This is a genomic window from Asticcacaulis sp. YBE204, assembly GCF_000495855.1.
GTDB lineage: Bacteria > Pseudomonadota > Alphaproteobacteria > Caulobacterales > Caulobacteraceae > Asticcacaulis.
In genome coordinates this window covers 15,382-33,128 of sequence record NZ_AWGF01000002.1, presented here as the reverse complement: position 1 = coordinate 33,128, position 17,747 = coordinate 15,382, and the positions used below count along the sequence as shown (strand labels likewise).

At 60.3% G+C, this 17,747-nt stretch carries 15 protein-coding genes; 1 reads left to right on the top strand and 14 read right to left on the bottom strand.

What is annotated here, in order from left to right; genetic code table 11:
• Positions 1-3 precede the first annotated feature (3 nt).
• The 3 genes from AEYBE204_RS24295 to alr all read right to left on the bottom strand — a co-directional run bounded on the left by AEYBE204_RS24295 (position 4) and on the right by alr (position 3,104).
• The gene (locus AEYBE204_RS24295; protein ID WP_023461007.1) at positions 4-498 is read right to left on the bottom strand and encodes a CvpA family protein; all 495 of its coding nucleotides are present in this window, start codon (positions 496-498) and stop codon (positions 4-6) included.
• A gap of 90 nt (positions 499-588) precedes the next feature.
• Positions 589-1,956: a DNA repair protein RadA gene (gene radA, locus AEYBE204_RS24290; protein WP_023461006.1), complete on the bottom strand. Its 1,368-nt coding sequence runs from the start codon at positions 1,954-1,956 to the stop codon at positions 589-591.
• A gap of 77 nt (positions 1,957-2,033) precedes the next feature.
• Positions 2,034-3,104, bottom strand: coding sequence for an alanine racemase (alr, locus tag AEYBE204_RS24285; protein WP_023461005.1), 1,071 nt, complete (start codon positions 3,102-3,104; stop codon positions 2,034-2,036).
• 137 nt (positions 3,105-3,241) lie between these two features.
• Here alr and AEYBE204_RS24280 point away from each other — a divergent pair, with 137 nt between their 5' ends.
• Positions 3,242-3,634, top strand: a complete 393-nt coding sequence (locus tag AEYBE204_RS24280; protein ID WP_023461004.1) for a PEGA domain-containing protein — start codon at positions 3,242-3,244, stop codon at positions 3,632-3,634.
• Positions 3,635-3,682: 48 nt separating this feature from the next.
• Here the strand turns inward: AEYBE204_RS24280 and AEYBE204_RS24275 are convergent, their stop codons facing one another.
• From AEYBE204_RS24275 to AEYBE204_RS24225, 11 genes are all read right to left on the bottom strand, one after another.
• Positions 3,683-5,149, bottom strand: a complete 1,467-nt coding sequence (locus tag AEYBE204_RS24275) for a replicative DNA helicase (protein WP_235068067.1) — start codon at positions 5,147-5,149, stop codon at positions 3,683-3,685.
• Between the two features lie 101 nt (positions 5,150-5,250).
• Positions 5,251-5,592, bottom strand: a complete 342-nt coding sequence (locus tag AEYBE204_RS24270; protein ID WP_023461002.1) for a hypothetical protein — start codon at positions 5,590-5,592, stop codon at positions 5,251-5,253.
• Positions 5,592-7,214 carry a S41 family peptidase gene (locus AEYBE204_RS24265; protein ID WP_031229801.1) on the bottom strand — a complete coding sequence of 541 codons (1,623 nt, stop codon included), beginning with the start codon at positions 7,212-7,214 and terminating at the stop codon, positions 5,592-5,594. Before AEYBE204_RS24265 ends, AEYBE204_RS24270 begins: the two co-directional genes overlap by 1 nt.
• Before the next feature lie 120 nt (positions 7,215-7,334).
• Complete coding sequence (locus AEYBE204_RS24260) at positions 7,335-9,713, bottom strand: TonB-dependent siderophore receptor (RefSeq protein ID WP_023461000.1); 2,379 nt, start codon at positions 9,711-9,713, stop codon at positions 7,335-7,337.
• A 340-nt stretch (positions 9,714-10,053) separates the two neighbouring features.
• Positions 10,054-12,495: a TonB-dependent siderophore receptor gene (locus tag AEYBE204_RS24255; RefSeq protein ID WP_031229800.1), complete on the bottom strand. Its 2,442-nt coding sequence runs from the start codon at positions 12,493-12,495 to the stop codon at positions 10,054-10,056.
• A 339-nt stretch (positions 12,496-12,834) separates the two neighbouring features.
• A complete protein-coding gene (locus AEYBE204_RS24250; protein ID WP_031229799.1) occupies positions 12,835-13,488 on the bottom strand; it encodes a TIGR02466 family protein in 654 nt (217 codons plus the stop codon).
• 99 nt (positions 13,489-13,587) lie between these two features.
• The gene (rplI, locus tag AEYBE204_RS24245) at positions 13,588-14,172 is read right to left on the bottom strand and encodes a 50S ribosomal protein L9 (RefSeq protein ID WP_023460997.1); all 585 of its coding nucleotides are present in this window, start codon (positions 14,170-14,172) and stop codon (positions 13,588-13,590) included.
• A gap of 11 nt (positions 14,173-14,183) precedes the next feature.
• Complete coding sequence (rpsR, locus tag AEYBE204_RS24240) at positions 14,184-14,459, bottom strand: 30S ribosomal protein S18 (RefSeq protein WP_023460996.1); 276 nt, start codon at positions 14,457-14,459, stop codon at positions 14,184-14,186.
• A 12-nt stretch (positions 14,460-14,471) separates the two neighbouring features.
• Positions 14,472-14,849, bottom strand: coding sequence for a 30S ribosomal protein S6 (gene rpsF / locus AEYBE204_RS24235; RefSeq protein ID WP_023460995.1), 378 nt, complete (start codon positions 14,847-14,849; stop codon positions 14,472-14,474).
• A 151-nt stretch (positions 14,850-15,000) separates the two neighbouring features.
• Positions 15,001-15,522 carry a peroxiredoxin gene (locus AEYBE204_RS24230; protein ID WP_023460994.1) on the bottom strand — a complete coding sequence of 174 codons (522 nt, stop codon included), beginning with the start codon at positions 15,520-15,522 and terminating at the stop codon, positions 15,001-15,003.
• 84 nt (positions 15,523-15,606) lie between these two features.
• Entirely contained in the window at positions 15,607-17,517 is a 1,911-nt protein-coding gene (locus AEYBE204_RS24225; RefSeq protein WP_023460993.1) for a S9 family peptidase, read from the bottom strand.
• Between the last annotated feature and the right edge of the window lie 230 nt (positions 17,518-17,747).

Genomic DNA, 17,747 nt, shown 5'->3' with positions numbered 1-17,747 from the left:
CTTCTAGGTCTTGGGTGCCACATTGTCGGCGTACCGTGCCCAGGACGGTGCGACCGAAACTATGGCTTTGGCACACTGAACACTGAGCGGATAGACCTTGGCCTGAGTGAACCAGTCCGGTTTGCTTTTCGGCAGGATCACCGAGAAGAGCAGGTGAATAAAGCCCAGAATGGCCAGCGCCCGTAACACCCCGAAGGCCACACCCAGCGTCCGGTCGGCATAGCCCATCATCTGCTGTTTATTGACCTTTTCCGACAAGTTATTGCCGAGTGCCCGGATGCCGAAATAGGCACCGATAAAGACGCAGACGACGACGGCTATGGTCAGCAGATCGTCGAGATTGAAGGTGGTTTGCAGCCACGGTGCCAGCCAGATGGCGATCAGAACCGCCAAAATAAAGGAGGCCGTGCCGACGATTTCGCGGGTCGCGCCGCGCGTAAAGCCTGAAAGGCAGGAAAACAGGAAGATCGCCAGAAAGATAAGGTCGTAGGCCTGCATGTGTGTCCCCGTGCGCGGCTGATTGACGTACCGCCGTTATGGCGCTCGTTAACCATTGTGGCCTTTCGTATAAAAAAACGATAGGCCGCTTCACCCGTTCATGTCGAACGCCCCCATGGCGTTAACCAAGTGCGAATAGGCTTTTACCTCAAAGGGTGCGTTTTCCAAAGCGGTGGATGGGGCGATGGCATTGGAAAAACCGAGCTTAAGCGCTTCCTTCATCCGCGTTTCCATACGGGATACGCCGCGCACCTCGCCCGACAAGCTGATTTCCCCAAAGATAACAGAGGCTTTCGGCAGGGGCTGATCCAGAAGCGCCGAAACCAGCGCCATGGCGGCGGCCAGATCGGCGGCGGGCTCGTTGATTTTCAGCCCCCCCGCGACATTGAGATAGACGTCCTTGCCGCCGAACCCTAGCCCGCAGCGCGATTCCAGTACCGCCAGAATCATGGCCAGCCGCCCCGAATCCCAGCCGACAACGGCGCGACGCGGTGTGCCCAAAGCCGACGGGGCGACCAAGGCCTGAATTTCGACCAGGACGGGCCGCGACCCTTCGATCCCGGCGAAGACCGCTGAACCGGACGAGCGCTCGTCATTATCGCCGAGGAATAGCGCCGAAGGGTTCGGCACTTCGCGCAACCCCCCGTCGCCCATTTCGAAGACGCCGATTTCGTCGGTGGCGCCGAAGCGGTTCTTCGACCCGCGCAGGATGCGGAACGGATAGCCGCGCTCGCCTTCGAACGACAGCACAGCATCGACCATGTGTTCGACGACGCGCGGTCCGGCGATCTGGCCTTCCTTGGTGACGTGGCCGACGAGGATCATGGCCGTGCGCGATTTCTTGGCCAGCCGGACCAGTTCCCCGGCACAGGCGCGGACCTGCGACACCGACCCTTGCGCCGCGTCGATGGCGTCGGACCACAGGGTCTGGATCGAATCGACGACGACGAGGTCGTACGTATCGCGTTTCAGGGCATCGAGAATGGTCCGCAGGCTGGTTTCCGCCGCCAGATCGACCGGGGCCTTGGTGACGCCCATGCGCGAAGCGCGACCACGAATCTGCTCGACGGCCTCTTCACCGGAAATATAGGCGACGCGCAGGCCGTTCATGGCGGCGCGCGCCGTGACTTGCAGCAGCAGGGTCGATTTGCCGACGCCGGGATCACCGGCCAGCAGGATCGCCGAGCCCGGCACCACGCCGCCGCCGCAGACGCGGTCGAATTCCTCGATGCCGGTAACCATGCGGGCGGGCGCGTCGTCCTCGGCGTCGAGCGTCTCGAAATTGAGTTTGGTCAGGCGCGAAATTTTCGAGGTTTCGGGCTTCAATCCCCCCGGCGGCGTCGAAAAGGTCTCCTGCACCAGTGTGTTCCACGTCAGGCAGCCCGAACACTGACCGGCCCATTTGGTGTGGGTCATGCCGCAGGACTGACAGACAAAGACGGCTTGGGCCTTGGACATACGATTCGCGCTCTCGATAGTTCAGATCGCGTTTTTGATATCCGGTTCCCGGCATAAAATCCAGAACAAAGTGGGAACTAAATTCGCTTGTAGGTCCGTTCGAACCGTGATCCCAATCGCGTCAGCAATTCATAGGAAATGGTCTGGGCCGCGGTGGCCTGTTCGTCGAGCGTGGGCGAGTCGCCGAACAATACGGCCTTATCGCCCGTCTGAACGTTCAGGCCGGTGACGTCGATACTGGTCACATCCATCGAGATGCGTCCAAGGATCGGTCTGCGGCGGCCTCTGATCGTCACATGCCCGCGACCGCTCAGGGCGCGCAAAAGGCCGTCGGCATAACCGATGCCGATCGTGGCAATGGTCATGTCGCTCGGTGCGGTAAATTGGGCGCCGTAACCGACGCTGTCGCCCGCTTTCAGATCGCGCACCTGAAGCACCCGCGCCGACAGATGCGCGACCGGACGCAGATCGGGATGCGATTCGCCGAAAGGCCCGCCGCCGTAAAGACTGATCCCCGGTCGGACGAGGTCGAAATGGTAGTCGCGTCCCATAAAGGTGCCCGCGCTGTTGGCCAGACTTTTGGGCGTGCCGATAAAGCCGTCGGTGTGATGATGAAACAAATGCAACTGATCGGCATTCATCGGATGATCGGGCTGATCGCCACAGGCCAGATGACTCATGATCAGGCTGAGCCTGTGCGTATTGGGCTTTGATTTTAATTGCGAAACCTGATCCGGCCTTAACCCCAGACGGTTCATGCCGGTGTCGATCTGCGCGGCGGCCACCACTTCGGACGGGCCGGTGATCCAGCGGGCATAGTCGTCGAGGCTGTTGAGAACAGGGCGTAAATTATGTGCGACAAATAGTGCGTTCTGGCCTTTGCGCAGGCCATCGAAGACATAGATATCCGCCGAAGTGTCGCGCAGAATACGGCGCAGATCGATCCCTTCCTCCAGACGTGCCACGAAGAAGGTCCGCGCGCCGTGACTGTGCAGGAACGGCGCGATCTCGGCCATACCGAGACCATAGGCGTCGGCCTTGACCACCGGTGCGACTTCGGCACGACCGGCCAGCGCCTTCAGCGCACGATAATTGTGCAGCAGCGCGGCGAGGTCGATTTCCAGTGTGGCGGTCGGCAGATCGGACATGTGGCGGGGTTAAATCGCTCCCCATCAAAAGGCAAGTCTTGTTGCAAGCGTGAAAGGATTGGCTTTGACAAACGCCTGAAATCAATGTTCTTTGTGCCACGGCGGCTCTTCGCCTGTATTTCCTTTGGGGGGAAATCATGAAAATCGTACTCAAGGCCGTGGCGCTTGCTGCGCTGGCCCTTCCGCTCGTCTCGTGCGCTACCATCACGCGCGGCACCAACGACGTTTTTGTCGTCGAAACCGATCCGATCGGCGCCAAGGTGGTGACCACCAACGGCTTCACTTGCGACGCCACGCCGTGCTCGTTCAAGATGCCGCGCAAGTCGGAGTTTCAGGTTACCATCAGCAAGCCGGGTTACAAGACCTGGACCGGCAATGTGACCAATAAGGTCGCGGGCGGCGGCGGTGCGGCCATGGCCGGCAACGTGCTGGTCGGCGGCATCATCGGCGCGGCGGTTGACGGCTCCAACGGCTCGATGCTCGATCTGGTGCCCAATCCGCTGGTCGTGAAGCTCGAAAAAGAAGAATAGGCGCAAGCTAATTCAGAAAGGAAAGGCGGCTCGTTTGAGCCGCCTTTTTTATTCGTTGCTGTAGCTTGAGTAGCGATCCGAATGGGCGAGGTTGCCGAAGCGGGTGACGTTTTCGTCGAACGACAGCCGCACCGTACCGATAGGACCGTGACGCTGCTTGCCGATGATGACCTCGGCGGTGCCGCGCAGCTTGTCCATATCCTCCTGCCATTGCAGGTGTTCTGGCGTGCCTTCCTTGGGCTCGGCGCGGCCCAGATAGTAGCTTTCACGATAGACGAACATCACGATATCGGCGTCCTGCTCGATCGAGCCGGATTCGCGCAGGTCGGACAGTTGCGGGCGTTTGTCGTCGCGCGATTCGACCTGACGCGAGAGCTGCGACAGAGCGATGACCGGCACCTGAAGCTCCTTGGCCAGCGATTTCAGTCCCATGGTGATGGTCGAGACTTCCTGCACGCGGTTCATATTGGAATCGCCCAGCGTCACCAGCTGAAGGTAGTCGACCACGATGCAGTCGAGCCCGGCGGTGCGCTTCAGACGGCGCGCTCGGGCGGTCAGCTTGGCCAGGCTCAGACCGCCGGTGTCGTCGATATAGAGCGGATAGGACGCGATCTCCATCGCCGCGTCTTTCAGCCGTCCGAACTCCACCGCGTCGATTTCACCCTTACGCAGGCGGTCGGACGAGACGCCGGACGCATCGGCCAGAAGACGCGTGGCGAGCTGATCGGCGGACATTTCGAGCGAATAGAAGGCGACGACGCCGCCGTCGGCGGTCTTGCGCGAGCCGTCGGGCTGTATTTCGAAGCGGTATTTCTTCGCCACGTTCATGGCGATATTGGTGGCCAGCGCGGTCTTGCCCATCGAGGGGCGTCCGGCGAGGATGATCAGGTCAGACTTGTGCAGACCGCCTATCTGACGGTCGAGGTCGTCCAGCCGCGTGGCAAGGCCCGACAGACCGCCGTCCCTGTGGAAAGCTTCCTCGGCGTGGCTGATCGCGCCGGTCACGGCCTCGGAAAAGGTCTTGAACCCGGTCGAGGAGGTGCCCTTTTCGGCCATCTCGTAAAGCTGGGCTTCGGCGCGCTCGATCTGGTCGCGACCATTGCCTTCCTGCGTCGCCGAACGGGCGATTTCGCCCCCCAGACGGATCAGGTCGCGGCGCAGGGCCAGATCGTAGATGACGCGGGCATAGTCCGACGCATTGGCCGCCGGCGGGGCGCGATCGACCAGATCGGCCAGATAGCGGATGCCGCCAAGGTCGTTGAACGCCTGATCGTGCTTGAATTTATCCAGCAGAACAATGGGTTCCGCCAGATGCCCGATGCGGATCTGCTCTTCGATGGTGGCGAACAGCTTCTGATGGAAGGGTTCGTAGAAATGGCGCGCGGTCAAGCCGTCATACATGCGCTCATAGGCGCCATTGTCGAACATCAGGCAGCCGAGCAGCGCCTGTTCGGCTTCGAGATTGTGCGGCAGGGCCGAGGGGACGTCGGTCTGGGGGAGAGGGGTGTCAAGCATGGCGATACTCATAGAGAACGCTGAAGGCCGTGTCGCGAGACGATTCGCCTTATGCACGACTGTCCACTTAACTCCGATTCACAGCCTGTGGATAGCGGGGATTAATTGGCCGTGCAGGTCACGTTCGGCAGGGCGACGCGCGCTTTCGTATCCTGACGCACGGCGTAGCATTTACCGCCTTCGCGGACGATGTCGAAGCGGATCGGCAGGGCGGTCGAATGCGTCTCCAGCGGTCCCGGCGCGGGTGGCAGGACGGTGATGACGCGACCGTCCGGATCGACAGGGCCGAGGTTGATCTTTGCGCGACCGACGGACTTGGCCAAGGCGGCGGTCACCGCCTGATGCGCCGCCGGATCGCTCAGGTCGATGCGGGCGGGTACGGCGGCCGCCTGAGTCTGACAACCGGACAGAACAAGAGCGGCGGCGATTGAGATTGCGCGCATCACATCCGCCCTGGCAGGGTCATGTCGCGGTTGACGTCCATGATGTGGTTCAGCGGGGCGAGTTCGATGCCCGGCGATCCGCCCGCCGAAGCGCTGGACGACTGCACGGCAAGCGTGGCTTTCTGGATTTCGGACGAAGCGATGGCCGGACACGACAGGGTATCGCGGTACGACAGGGCGGTGCTCAGCAAGCGTTCGCTGGAATTGCCGAGGTCGCGGCTCAGATCGTCCGAGGCCTGACAACCGGGTAGCTTGACGCCGGTGGTATCGGTCGTATTAAGCGGGACGAAGCCGTCGGCATAGTCGCCGAAGCCCAGATCGTTCACGCCCTGAAACTGGATGGTGTAGTAGGTCTCGCCGCAATTGTCCTGCGGGTAGAAGCCGTAAGGCTTGCCGCAGGTCTTGCTGCCGATGAGGACGACCTCGACGCCGACGCCGCGCAGGCCGTTGATGACGGCTTCTGAGGCGCTGCACGTGCTGTCGGTTGCCAGAATATAGACGCGCGACAGGTTCAGCGTCGGGAGGGCGGTCCCGGCGGTCAGGCTGAAGCCCAGCGAGGAGCTGTAGAACGGCACCGGGTTGTTGGCGTCGCCCGTGACCGGATTGCGGGTTCCCGCAGCGGCATTGAATTGCAGCTTCTCGAAGGTGCGGCCCGTGGTACGCGTATTACCGGCGATCATGTAGCTGAGTTCCGACGCGACTGCCAGAAGCCCGCCGCCATTGTAGCGCAGGTCGAGCACCAGATCATTGACGCCCGCCGTCTGCATATCGCGCATGGCCGTGACGATTTCTGTCTCGCTGGCATAGGGGCTGAAGGTGTTGAACAGGATATAGCCGACCTTGCTGGCGCCGCGATTGATAACGGCCGTCGTATTGACCGCCTTGGGGCTGACATTGGCCGAGGTCAGGTTGACGGTCTTCGTCGAGCCATCGACCAGCAGGAACTCGAACTTGGTCACCGTACCCGCGCTGGCCGGAAACAGACCCGCGTTCAGCACATTGACGTCGGCCTGCGTGCCGCCGGTGACGAGGCTGACGTCATTGACCTTCATGATGCGCGCCCCGCGCGGCACAATACCGGCGGCGGGCGAACCCGGTTCGGTATAGACGATGCGGTAGTCGCGCGGCACCGTCGTCGAATAGGCGACCAGTTTCAGGCCATAGCTGGCGCTGGCGGTGGAGTTGCGGGCTTTCAGATACTCTTCGGTCGACTGGCTGAAATGGAAATTGTCCTTGTCCTTGCCCGACGCCGTCTTGGCCGTGGTACGCAGAGTCGCAAAATAGGCCGTGCGCGTGCCGCCTAAAGCCGGATCGGTATCGATGACCTCGGTGTTCCACAGATAGGTCTCGCGCGTCCAGGACCGCAGCCAGTTTTTCTCGTCGGTGGCCGTGCCGGCCGTGTCGGTAAAACGCGTACCCTCGATATCGACGCCGGTACGCACGGTTTCGCACTTGCTCTTGAAGGTGCTGGCAGCCTGAAACACGCCGGAGACCCACCCGGTCACGGTGCCGCCGCCCGTCGACGGCGTAGTGCTTGAACCGCCCCCACCGCCACCTCCGCCGCAGGATGCCAGAAGCAGTTGCGCCCCGATCAGGGACATGGCCATGAGCAATTTACGCATAAAACACCTGTTTGTTTCGTGGGATATCATCACGAAAACCGGGGTTCCGCAAGACGGGTATGGCGGCAATAAAAAAGCCCCGCAGGTGGTCCTGCGGGGCTTTCGGTTACAGGCTGCGCCTTACCAGTTATGCGTCAGGCGCGCATAGACGAAGCGGCCATTGAAGCCGAACGGCGAGAAGCGTGTGAAGGCCAGCGCTCCCTGCGAGCCTTGCAGCGACGCCAGAGTCTGATCCGGATAAACGTCGAAGACGTTGTCCGCCCCCAGCGATACCGAGGTCTTGTCAGTCAGCTTGTAGCTGGCCGACAGGTCCACCAGCGTCTTTTCACCCGTGTGGATGTCGGTCGCCGCCGTCGAGGCCGCGTCGATCACGTCGCCGTAATAGGTGGCGCGGGCATTGGCCGACCACTTGCCGCCGCTCCAGTCCACCGTCGCCGAGCCTTTGTTCTCAGGCGTCGAGTTGGTGATGATGTACTGACGGATGCGCGCGAACAGGACCGGTGGATTGCTCAGGTTCGACGTCGTGCTGGCACCCGGCAGACGCGTGATCTCCGTATTGCCGCTATTGAAGGCCAGATTGAAGTTGAAGCGGCCATAGCTGTCGGTCGGCAAACGGTAATTGGCTACAACATCGACGCCGGTCGTTTCCGTATCGACGCCATTGGTGAAGAAGCGCGCTGCCGTAACGCCATAGGGCTGGAGCAGGGCGGTGATTTCCGCTGTACCCGACAGATTTTCGGTCAGGACGATGCGGTTGTCGATATTGATCCTATAAGCGTCGAGCGTCAGTTCGAACGGTCCCTTGCGGAAGACGAAGCCCGCCGCGTAGTTGGTCGATTCTTCGGCCTCCAGCGCCGGAGCGCCCAAAGCCTTCGCCACGACGGACGACACCGGGAAGGTGCCGGTCTCGACCACGACGCCATTGCTGACGACCGAGGCGGTCGAGGTGAAGTACTGCTGGGCCAGAGACGGGGCACGGAAGCCGGTCGAGGCCGAGGCGCGGAACGCCAGCGAGTCGGTCAGGCGGTAACGGCCGGACAGCTTGCCCGACAGGTTGTCGCCGAAGTCCGAATAATTTTCGACGCGCGCCGCGCCGTTCAGGGTCAGGCGCTCGGTGACATCGGCTTCAAGCTCGATATAGGCGCCGATATTGTCGCGGTTGACGTCGATGGCGTTCGACGGCTGGAAGCCGGGGAAGCCCTGAGCCCCGGCGGTCTTGCCGGAGACGCCGCCGAAGACGTAGGACTGAAGCTCACCGGCTTCGATCTGGTAGTTTTCATGACGGGCTTCCACGCCCAGAGCGAGCGTCAGCGGACCGTGCAGGCCGATGTCGTAGGGGCGGCTGATATCGCCGTTGAACACCACCTGATCATAGGTGACCTGACCGGCGTAGAAATTCGTCTTGGATGTCGCGCCGATCGAGGCGTTGATCGAGTTGAGCGTGTTGAACTCAAGCTCATTGCGCCCGAAGGTCAACGAGTAGTCGGACGTCCATTCCCCCCAGTTGCCGCGTGTGCCGACGGTGGCCGAATAGTCCTTCGACTTGACGTCGATCAGCGGCAAGAAGCCGTTGGGATAGATCGCGGCGACATTGCCCGAATTGGCCGGATCGCGGAAGAAGGCGGCGCTTTGCGATTGCAGGTCCTGGAACCCGGCGAAGCCATAGAGTTCCCAGCCATTTGCCAGCGGCTTACCTGCATTGGCGAACAGAGCGAGGCTTTCCTGCTCTGGATCGCCGTAACGACTGGTGACGCGGTTCGGCGTGACGCGCGGATCGGTGTCGGCGCGGTTGGTAGATTCGCGGTTGCGATATTCGCCCGACAGGGTCAGGAAGCCGTCGGTACCGAGTGGCAGGCCGATCCAGCCACCGACATTATAGGTGCGGCCGTCGTTTTCCTTGCGCGAGGAACGCGCGGCCTCGACTTCTGTATTGTACTGGCCGTAGGTGGCGGTCAGGCCGCCGCCAGAGCGGGCTTCGCGCAGCTTCAGATTTACGACCCCGGCAATGGCGTCCGAACCGTACTGGGCCGAAGCACCGTCGCGCAGGATTTCGACATTACTCAGGCTGGCGGTCGGGATGGCGTTGAGATCGACTGCCGACGAGCCGCGGCCCGTGGAGCCGTTGGTGTTCACATTGGCCGAGGTGTGGCGGCGCTTGCCGTTGACTAGAACCAGCGTCTGATCCGGCGACAGGCCGCGCAGAGACGCCGGACGGATCGAGTCGGTGCCGTCGACGGCGGACGGGCGCGGGAAGGTCAGGGATGGGGCGACGCGCGACAGGGCCTGCGCCAGTTCGGTCGAGCCTTGCGCATCGAGGGCGTCCTTGCGGATCACATCGACAGGGGCGAGTGTATCGAGACGCGAACGCGGCTGAGCGCGCGACCCGGTGACAACGACTTCGGTGACCTCGTCACTGGCGGTGTCCTGTGCATAGGCGGGGACGAAGGTGAGGGCGGTGGAGGCCGTCAGGGCGGCGACAAACAAAGAGGTTCTGGACATTAGGAAGGCTCCGGGAAGGAAAGGTTTATGGCTGAAACTGGGCCATATCTCGCCCTCGCTTAGAGCGTTTTAAAGGGGCGCATGAAGGCAAATGTTCTGCTGGAGAGCGTTAGAAAATCTAACTATGAAGATGACTTGAAAAGTAAAAATGACATTTAGTTAAATAATATCAAAATTTTAATTTAAGTTGCAACTCAAAACTTAAAACGCTTTAGGGTGCTGCGTCCATTAATATAAAACTATTTAGATAGGAAATAGTGGCAATTCGGCGACAGGATGATGACCACGAAAAACCCCGCAGGCGGACCTGCGGGGCAAAATGCTTTTCACGGGTAAAAAATTACCAGCTCTTGGTGATCCGCGTGTAAAGGAAGCGACCGTTGAAGCCGAACGGTGAGCGCGGGCTGAACCCGGCGCCGCCGTTATAGGCGGTGGTCGCCGTCGGGGTCAGAGTCCCGGCCAGCGTCGTGATTGGCGTGGGGTCGGGATAGACGTCGCCGATATTGTCGACGCCCACCGACCAGACGACCTTATTGGCGAAGCGATAATTGGCCGACACATTGACCACGGTCTTGTCGCCGGTTTCGAAGTCGTAGACGGCATTGGTCTGGGCCGACAGGATCGACGAATAGTGTACGGCGTTGATCGATGCGCCCCAGCCACCGAGTTTCCAATCCACCGAGGCATTGAACTTGTCTTCGGGGGTCGAGGTGGTGAGCAGGTTCTGATTGACGCGCGCGAACAGAGCGGGCGGCACGGGCAGTGACGACAGTGTATTGTTGGCCGGGAAACGATCGATTTCGGTTTCGCCGTGGTTGGCGGCGAGGCTGAAGGTATAGTCGCCGAAGCTGTCGGTGTTCAGGCGATAGTTGGCGACGATGTCGATGCCCTTGGTCGTCGTATCGACGCCATTCATGAAGAAGCGGGCGGCATCGACGCCGAAGGGCGCCAGCAGATTGTAGATACCCTGATTGGTGATGGTCGGGCCGCTCTTGCCGATCAGGTTTTCGGTCAGGACGATGCGGTCCTCGATCTTGATATTGTAGGCATCGACCGTGATATCGAACGGCCCCTTGTGGAAGACGAAGCCGAGGGCCAGGTTTTCCGAGGTTTCGGCTTCGAGCGGTGCCGCGCCCAGCGCCTTGGCGACATTGCTGGTCGCCGGGAAGGTGGTGATCAGCAGTGGCACGCCGCTGACGAAGTTGGTCGCGGTCGATGAGAAGTATTGTTGCTGCAAGGACGGGGCACGGAAGCCGTTCGAGGCCGAGCCGCGAATGGCGAACGAGTCGGTGAAGTCGTAACGCCCCGACAGCTTGGCCGAGACATTGTCGCCGAAATCCGAATAATCCTCATAACGAACCGCCACACCGGCGCTCAGTTTGTCGGTCAGCTTGGTTTCGAAATCGAGATAGGCGCCGAAATTATTGCGATCGACGTCGGCTTCGTTCTGCGGGAACAGGCCGGGGAAGCCTTGCGCGCCCTGCTGGGCGGCGATGGGACCAAGGGCCCAGGACTGAGTCTCGCCCTGACCGATCTTATAGGTCTCCTTGCGCGCCTCGAATCCAAAGGCGACGTCGAGTGGTGCCGCCAACCAGCTTACCTCGTAGGGCTTGCTGAAGCTGGCATTGAGCAGGGTCTGGCCATATTGCAGATAGCCCGAATAGAACCAGGTCTTCGACGCCGTGCCGTAGGAGGCATTGACGCTGTTGACCGTAGCGTAGCTGAGCTTGTTATTGCCGTAGGACAGACTGAAATCCGAATCCCAGCCGCCGATGATGCCCTTGAGGCCGCCGGTGAGCGAATAGTCCTTGGTATGGGCCTGAATGATCGGCAGGAAGCCGTTCGGGTAGATGGCCAGCACGTTCCCGGCGTTGGCGGGTTGACGGTAGTTGGCGGCGCTGTCGTCGCGGCGGTTCTGATAGCTGGCCCAGCCATAGGCCGACCAGACATCGTTGATAGGCTTACCCGCATTGGCAAACAGGGTGACGGCGCGTTCCTGCGGATCGCCGTAGCGCGACTTGACCGCTGCCGGGGTGATGCGGGTATCGAGACCGCCGCGCGAGGTCGGCTTGCGATCCTTGATTTCGCCGGACAGGGTCAGGAAACCGTCCGAGAACAGCGGCAGACCGATCCAGCCGCTGACCGTGGTGGTTTCGCCATCCTTGGCGTCGTAACTGGTATTGGCGGTTTCGACCTTGGTGTCGTAATAGCCGAACGACAGGCCGAGGCTGCCGCCGGAGGACGCTTCGCGCAGACGCAGGTTCATCACCCCGGCGATGGCGTCGGACCCGTATTGGGCCGAGGCGCCGTCCCGGAGCACTTCGACGGAACCCAGCGCCGTTTCGGGAATGGTGTTGAGATCGACAGCGGCCGAACCGCGACCGACCGAACCGTTGATATTGACCAGCGACGAAGCATGGCGGCGCTTGCCGTTCAGCAGAACTAGGGTCTGATCCGGCGACAGGCCGCGCAAGGACGCTGGACGTACACTGTCGGTACCATCGGTGACTGCCGGGCGCTGGAAGGTAATCGACGGCGCCAGACGCGACAGGCCTTCGGCCAGTTCGGACGAGCCCTGCGCCTGAAGCGTATCGGCCTTGATGACATCGACGGGGGCGAGGGTTTCGAGCTTTGAGCGGCGGGCCGTGCGCGTGCCGGTGACTACGACCTCGGTCGGTTCGTCCGCTGCGGTATCCTGAGCGGCAGCAAAGGTGGCGGGCAGAGACATGGACAGGGTGAGCGCTGTGCCCAGCATCAATAGGCGGAATTTCGAACGAGTCATAAGGGTACACTTTCGTTGTTTTTGAACCGACGAACGAAAGGTTGTCACAACTGTATCAATTTGGAAGTGGGTGCACTGCGGTAAAAATTTGCGAACCCTGAGCGTAAAACGTTTTCAAAATAAGCAGGCTATGGGCTTCTCAAACCTTAAGACGTTTAATTTTTCATGAAATCTACGTGTTCCTCGGTTTGCTTAATGTTCGGCAAACGGATCATGGTGCGATGCGGCGATAATTTATGCTGCAATTGCGAATTAAGTGCGGTCGAGGTGGGAATTAAAAATTGAAATATGTATCAATTTTATGACACGACCGTGCCGCAATCTCCTGAATCTTTCGTCTCAGGGTTGGCGGAAATCGACATCGTAGTTGAAGCTGATCGAAATGCGTTTGGATTTAGCACGATTAACCGGCACTTCGTGACGCAACCAGCTTTCCCACAGAAGCAGGGTGCCGCGGGCGGGCGCCATCGGCGCCATGATCTGACGATAGGGGCGGGCGGTCGGCAGGCGTTCCGGCGCGTGCATCATGAAGCCGAGCCGCGGATCTTCGAATTGCAGGGCGCTGGCGCCCTCCGGGACGCTGATGTAGATCGTGCCGGAAAACATGCTGTGCGGATGGATATGGCCGCCATGAAAACCGTGCGGCTCAAGGATGTTGATCCACACGGCGGCAAGCCGGGGTGTCTTGCCGCGCAGGTCCAGTTCGAGCAGCTTCGCAAAGATCAGGGCCTGAACGTCAAGCAGGTCCTTCAATTCGGCAAAGTCGGGATCGATCTTCGTCGGATCGACGATGCTCTCGTAAGATGTATAGCCCAGATAGCCCTGAGCTTCCGACCACGCCTGTCCCTTGGTGTCTTCGGCGGCGAGGCGCAGGCACGCCTGTTCCAGCCGCGTGATCAGGGAATCGGCGGACGTACCGGCCAGCTCGGTTCGGTAGACCTCGGTGACGAATAGCGGCGTCAGCGATCCGGGTGCCGGTATGTTTTTCATCATGTTCCCCCTTGGCGGCGTTTCTTATCAAAAAACCCCTGAACCAGAATGGCTCAGGGGTCAATTGTCTTCAAATATCCGCGTCAGAAACGCAGAATATTCTTAGTATTCGTAAGAGTCAGCGATGGCCTGGCCAGCGCCGCCTTCGAGCAGATCCGCGGCAGCGGCATCATCCGCCTGACGGTCTTCTTCGAATTGCGAAGCGATGACGTTTTCGCCAGCGGCCTGACGCTCGGCTTCTTCGGCCGAACGGGCCACGTTCACCGTGATGGTGATCGAGACTTCGGCGTGGAGGCGGACCTTCAGGCTGTGGACGCCCAGCGTCTTGATCGGCGTGTCCAGAACGATCTGGTTGCGCTCGACCTTGGCACCGGTTTCGGCGATGGCGTCGGAGACGTCGCGGCCGGTGACCGAACCGTAAAGCTGACCGGTTTCGCCGGCCTGACGGATCATCACGTACTGCTGACCGTCAAGCTCCGAACCCTGCGTTTCGGCAGCGGCGCGGTTGGCGGCGTTACGGGCGACGATCTGTTCCTTTTGCGCTTCGAAGAACTTCAGGTTCTGGGCGTTGGCGCGCAGAGCCTTGTGGCGCGGCAGGAGGAAGTTACGGGCAAAACCGTCTTTAACCGAGACGACTTCACCGATGTGACCGAGGTTTTCGACTCGTTCCAGGAGAACAACTTTCATGTGGGTGTCTCCTACTTCACAACGTACGGCAGCAGTGCCAGGAAGCGGGCGCGCTTGATGGCCTTGGCCAGTTCACGCTGCTTCTTTTGCGACACGGCGGTGATGCGCGACGGCACGATCTTGCCGCGCTCGGAAATGTAGCGTTGCAGCAGCTTCACGTCCTTGTAGTCGATCTTCGGGGCGTTGGCGCCGGAGAACGGGCACACCTTGCGGCGGCGGAAAAACGGACGGCGGGCAGGGCCGTTGCCGACGGGCGAGCCGACGGCGGCAGTGGTATCTTCAGCCATGGTCAATGCTCCTTATTGCTCGGCGAATTCGGCGGTGCGTTCGGCGCGCTCAGGGCGCTCCGGACGGTCGCGGCGCGACAGAACCGGCGACAGTTCCAGATCGAGTTCCTCGACGCGGACGGTCAGGAAGCGAATGACGTCTTCGTTGATCGACAACTGACGTTCCATTTCCTTCACGGCAGCAGCCGGGGCATCGATGGCGAGGAGCGAATAGTGACCCTTGCGGTTCTTCTTCACGCGGTAGGTGAGGTTACGCAGGCCCCAGTATTCGATCTTGGCGACCGAGCCGCCGTTTTCTTCGATCAGGGCTTTCAGGGTGTCGTTCAGACCTTCCGCCTGTTGCGGCGAAATGTCTTGTCGTGCAATCACGACGTGTTCGTAGAGTGCCATTTATATCCTCTTCCGAAAGGCGAGGTGGCGCACTCTTGAGCGGAAGTCTCAAGGGCACGATGGATCAGATTCCGTGGAATACGGAGTGACCACCTCGCGGCGAAGCGGGCGCTATAGTCGATAACGCCCGAAAGTACAAGGCCCGACGGTATTATTTCAGCTTGGCGGACGCTTCCAGTAGGCTGGGCACGTGGGTTGAGGCGTTGCCCGAGTCGTGAACGAAAGCGATCTTGCCGTCCTTCCCGATAATGTAGGACACACGGCCCGACATGGCGACGGCGGGCAGCTTGGCGTCGTATTTCGCGGCGATTTTGGCGCCGAGGTCCGAGCCCACCGGGAACTTGCCGCCGCAGTCGGCTTTCGAGAACTTGGTCAGGGTCGGCACGTCATCGGCGGACAGACCAACGACGCTGATGCCCCGCGCTTTGAAAGTATCCATGTTTTCCGAGAACTGACGCGCCTCCAGCGAACAGCCGCCGGTGAAGGCCTTGGGGTAGAAATAGACGACGACAGGCCCTTTTTTCAATGCCTGCTTCAGCGAGAAATCCGCCACATCGCCGTTGGTGGCAGCGCTGACCTTGAAATCGGGGGCCTTGTCGCCGACCTTGAGCGCGGCGAAGGCGGGGGATGAGGCGGCCAGCGCGAGGGCGGCAACGGTCAGTGCGATTTTCATGGCGAGTCTCCTGAGGTTTCGACCTTATACGTCAATACCGGCGGTTCGGCTTACGAAAATTGTCAAAACGTCTACACACCGGCCCTAGGCAGGATTGTATTTTTCGATGAAGGCCAGTGCGGCTTTCAGTTTCGTGATGCGACTGGCCTCGTCCTGCATGTGGTGACCTTCGCCTTCCAGCGTAATGAATTCCACCGGTTTGCCGGCTTTTTGCAGGGCTGCATGCATCTTCTGACTGTGTTCGATGCTTACGACAGAATCATGGGTGCCGTGGATCAAAAGCACAGGAATATCGATTTTCTCGGCATTTCGGGCGGGAGAATAGACGGGCCACTGCGCTTCGTCCCCCAGCATGCGACGCACATACAGCACGGAACCGAATTCGTAATTATAGTTCTCGCGCAGGGTTTCCTTCATCATCAGCGGCAGGTCGCTGACTCCGGCCACCGCCACAGCGCAGCGATAGATGCCCTTGTCGTAGGCCGCGCCCGCCAGCGCCGCATAGCCACCATAGGACGAACCGCAGATCGCCACGCGCGCGGGGTCGATCGTACCCTGCGTCGCCAGATGACGTACGCCGTCCGACAGGTCGGTCTGCATCTTGCGACCCCATTCGCCGTACCCTTTGGCGGCAAAGCTCTGGCCCTTGTTCGACGATCCCCGGAAATTCGGTTGCAAAACGGCATAACCACGTGAGGCGGCGGCCTGAGCCATATAGTCGAAGCCCATATCGTCAGCCGATTCCGGCCCGCCGTGCGGCATGACGATCAGCGGCAGGCTTTTCGCCTCACGGCCATTCAGCACGGGATCGGGCGGCAGGGTCAGGTAGGCGTCGATCTCAAGTCCATCCTGTGCCTTATACAGAATGGGCTTTTTGGGTGCGAGCCATGCTTCGGGGATATCGGGGTAGGTGCGTCCGATCTGGGCCACCGTGCCGGTGGACAGATCGATATAAAAAACGGTCCCGGCATCCTTGTCGCCCTCGGTCCGTACAAGGCACTTCTGCGGGTCTTCGGCAAAGGCAGAGAAGCTGAATCGCCGACCTTTGAGGGCAGCGGACACCGTATCGGAAACCGCTTTCAGTTCAGCGTCTTCAAAAACGTAGTCCACCCATGTGGTGTAATTGGTGAAACCAGCCAGCCGTCGGGTGCGTGGATGGAAGATCAGATCACTGTTGAGGTGATCGGGGTTGAGTTGTTCGCCGATCGATCCGTCGCTGCGGACTTCGTAATAACCGTGCGGGCGGTTGTCATCCTGAAGGAAAAGGATGACGGATTTACCGTCGCGGCTCATCCCCGCGACCGAAGGCAGTTCCAGTCGCCCCTTGCGCTCGAAGACCGTTTTCCAGCCTTTACCGTCGGGATAGGCGAGTATCCACTTACTGCGATCCAGATCATAGTCGTAACCGGCCAGAAGTTCGCCGGTATCGGAAATGAGGAACGTATAATGGGGTAGGCCCGTGCGCAGATACCGCGTCTTGCGTGTGGCAGGGTCTTGGAGGATCAGGTTGCCCTGAGCAAGGTAGATCAGGTGTTTGCGGCCATCGACCTCTATGGTGTTGGGGGTGCCGTTGGACAACACCGGGTCCTTGAACAGCCCCTTGGGTTGTTGTTTCAGGCCGGGATCGATGATTATATTTTGATAAAAATCGACCTTGCGCCCGAACGTCAAGGTCTCGTGCGTCGTGACCAGCAGATAGGTCTCGTCTATCCATGTCAGGTCGTCCACCTTAACCGTGCCGATGGGCATGGTGTTGATGGCACCGGTAACGATATTATAGTCGAACAGGACGCGTTCATCGCCTTTGCGCATTATCATTGCGATGCGGTCGCCCTTGGGCGACAAAGCGACCTCGCTGACCGCCGGAAGACGTCCGAAGGCATCGAGCGGTGGCGGAGCTATGTTCCCGGCGGCACGAACCGGCAGGGCCTGTGCGGTGCAAAGGGCGCTGACCGTCAGCAGCCAATGGCGGCGCGTCACCGTGGATGTCGTCATGATATTTCCCCCAAAACAGGCCGGACACGGCCTTTTAAGGCCGATCCGACGGATGCAAATGTAACCATAAGCTTTATTATTCGCCAACCCGATTAAAGATGAAACTGTGATCGGGCCTGTGAATAAAAAGTGTTCGACTATGTCGCTTCGCTCAAAATCAGGTGACCCTCTTGCCCTCAGGGGCGGTTTGGCCTAACCCATGCGCCCTTGATATCAACAGGTTCGGACCC

What these genes read in the sequence shown, in the direction of transcription:
- AEYBE204_RS24295 (WP_023461007.1), bottom strand. Translation starts at nt 498, where the DNA reads ATGCAGGCCTACGACCTTATCTTTCTGGCGATCTTCCTGTTTTCCTGC.
- radA (WP_023461006.1), bottom strand. Translation starts at nt 1,956, where the DNA reads ATGTCCAAGGCCCAAGCCGTCTTTGTCTGTCAGTCCTGCGGCATGACC.
- alr (WP_023461005.1), bottom strand. Translation starts at nt 3,104, where the DNA reads ATGTCCGATCTGCCGACCGCCACACTGGAAATCGACCTCGCCGCGCTG.
- AEYBE204_RS24280 (WP_023461004.1), top strand. Translation starts at nt 3,242, where the DNA reads ATGAAAATCGTACTCAAGGCCGTGGCGCTTGCTGCGCTGGCCCTTCCG.
- AEYBE204_RS24275 (WP_235068067.1), bottom strand. Translation starts at nt 5,149, where the DNA reads ATGCTTGACACCCCTCTCCCCCAGACCGACGTCCCCTCGGCCCTGCCG.
- AEYBE204_RS24270 (WP_023461002.1), bottom strand. Translation starts at nt 5,592, where the DNA reads ATGCGCGCAATCTCAATCGCCGCCGCTCTTGTTCTGTCCGGTTGTCAG.
- AEYBE204_RS24265 (WP_031229801.1), bottom strand. Translation starts at nt 7,214, where the DNA reads ATGCGTAAATTGCTCATGGCCATGTCCCTGATCGGGGCGCAACTGCTT.
- AEYBE204_RS24260 (WP_023461000.1), bottom strand. Translation starts at nt 9,713, where the DNA reads ATGTCCAGAACCTCTTTGTTTGTCGCCGCCCTGACGGCCTCCACCGCC.
- AEYBE204_RS24255 (WP_031229800.1), bottom strand. Translation starts at nt 12,495, where the DNA reads ATGACTCGTTCGAAATTCCGCCTATTGATGCTGGGCACAGCGCTCACC.
- AEYBE204_RS24250 (WP_031229799.1), bottom strand. Translation starts at nt 13,488, where the DNA reads ATGATGAAAAACATACCGGCACCCGGATCGCTGACGCCGCTATTCGTC.
- rplI (WP_023460997.1), bottom strand. Translation starts at nt 14,172, where the DNA reads ATGAAAGTTGTTCTCCTGGAACGAGTCGAAAACCTCGGTCACATCGGT.
- rpsR (WP_023460996.1), bottom strand. Translation starts at nt 14,459, where the DNA reads ATGGCTGAAGATACCACTGCCGCCGTCGGCTCGCCCGTCGGCAACGGC.
- rpsF (WP_023460995.1), bottom strand. Translation starts at nt 14,849, where the DNA reads ATGGCACTCTACGAACACGTCGTGATTGCACGACAAGACATTTCGCCG.
- AEYBE204_RS24230 (WP_023460994.1), bottom strand. Translation starts at nt 15,522, where the DNA reads ATGAAAATCGCACTGACCGTTGCCGCCCTCGCGCTGGCCGCCTCATCC.
- AEYBE204_RS24225 (WP_023460993.1), bottom strand. Translation starts at nt 17,517, where the DNA reads ATGACGACATCCACGGTGACGCGCCGCCATTGGCTGCTGACGGTCAGC.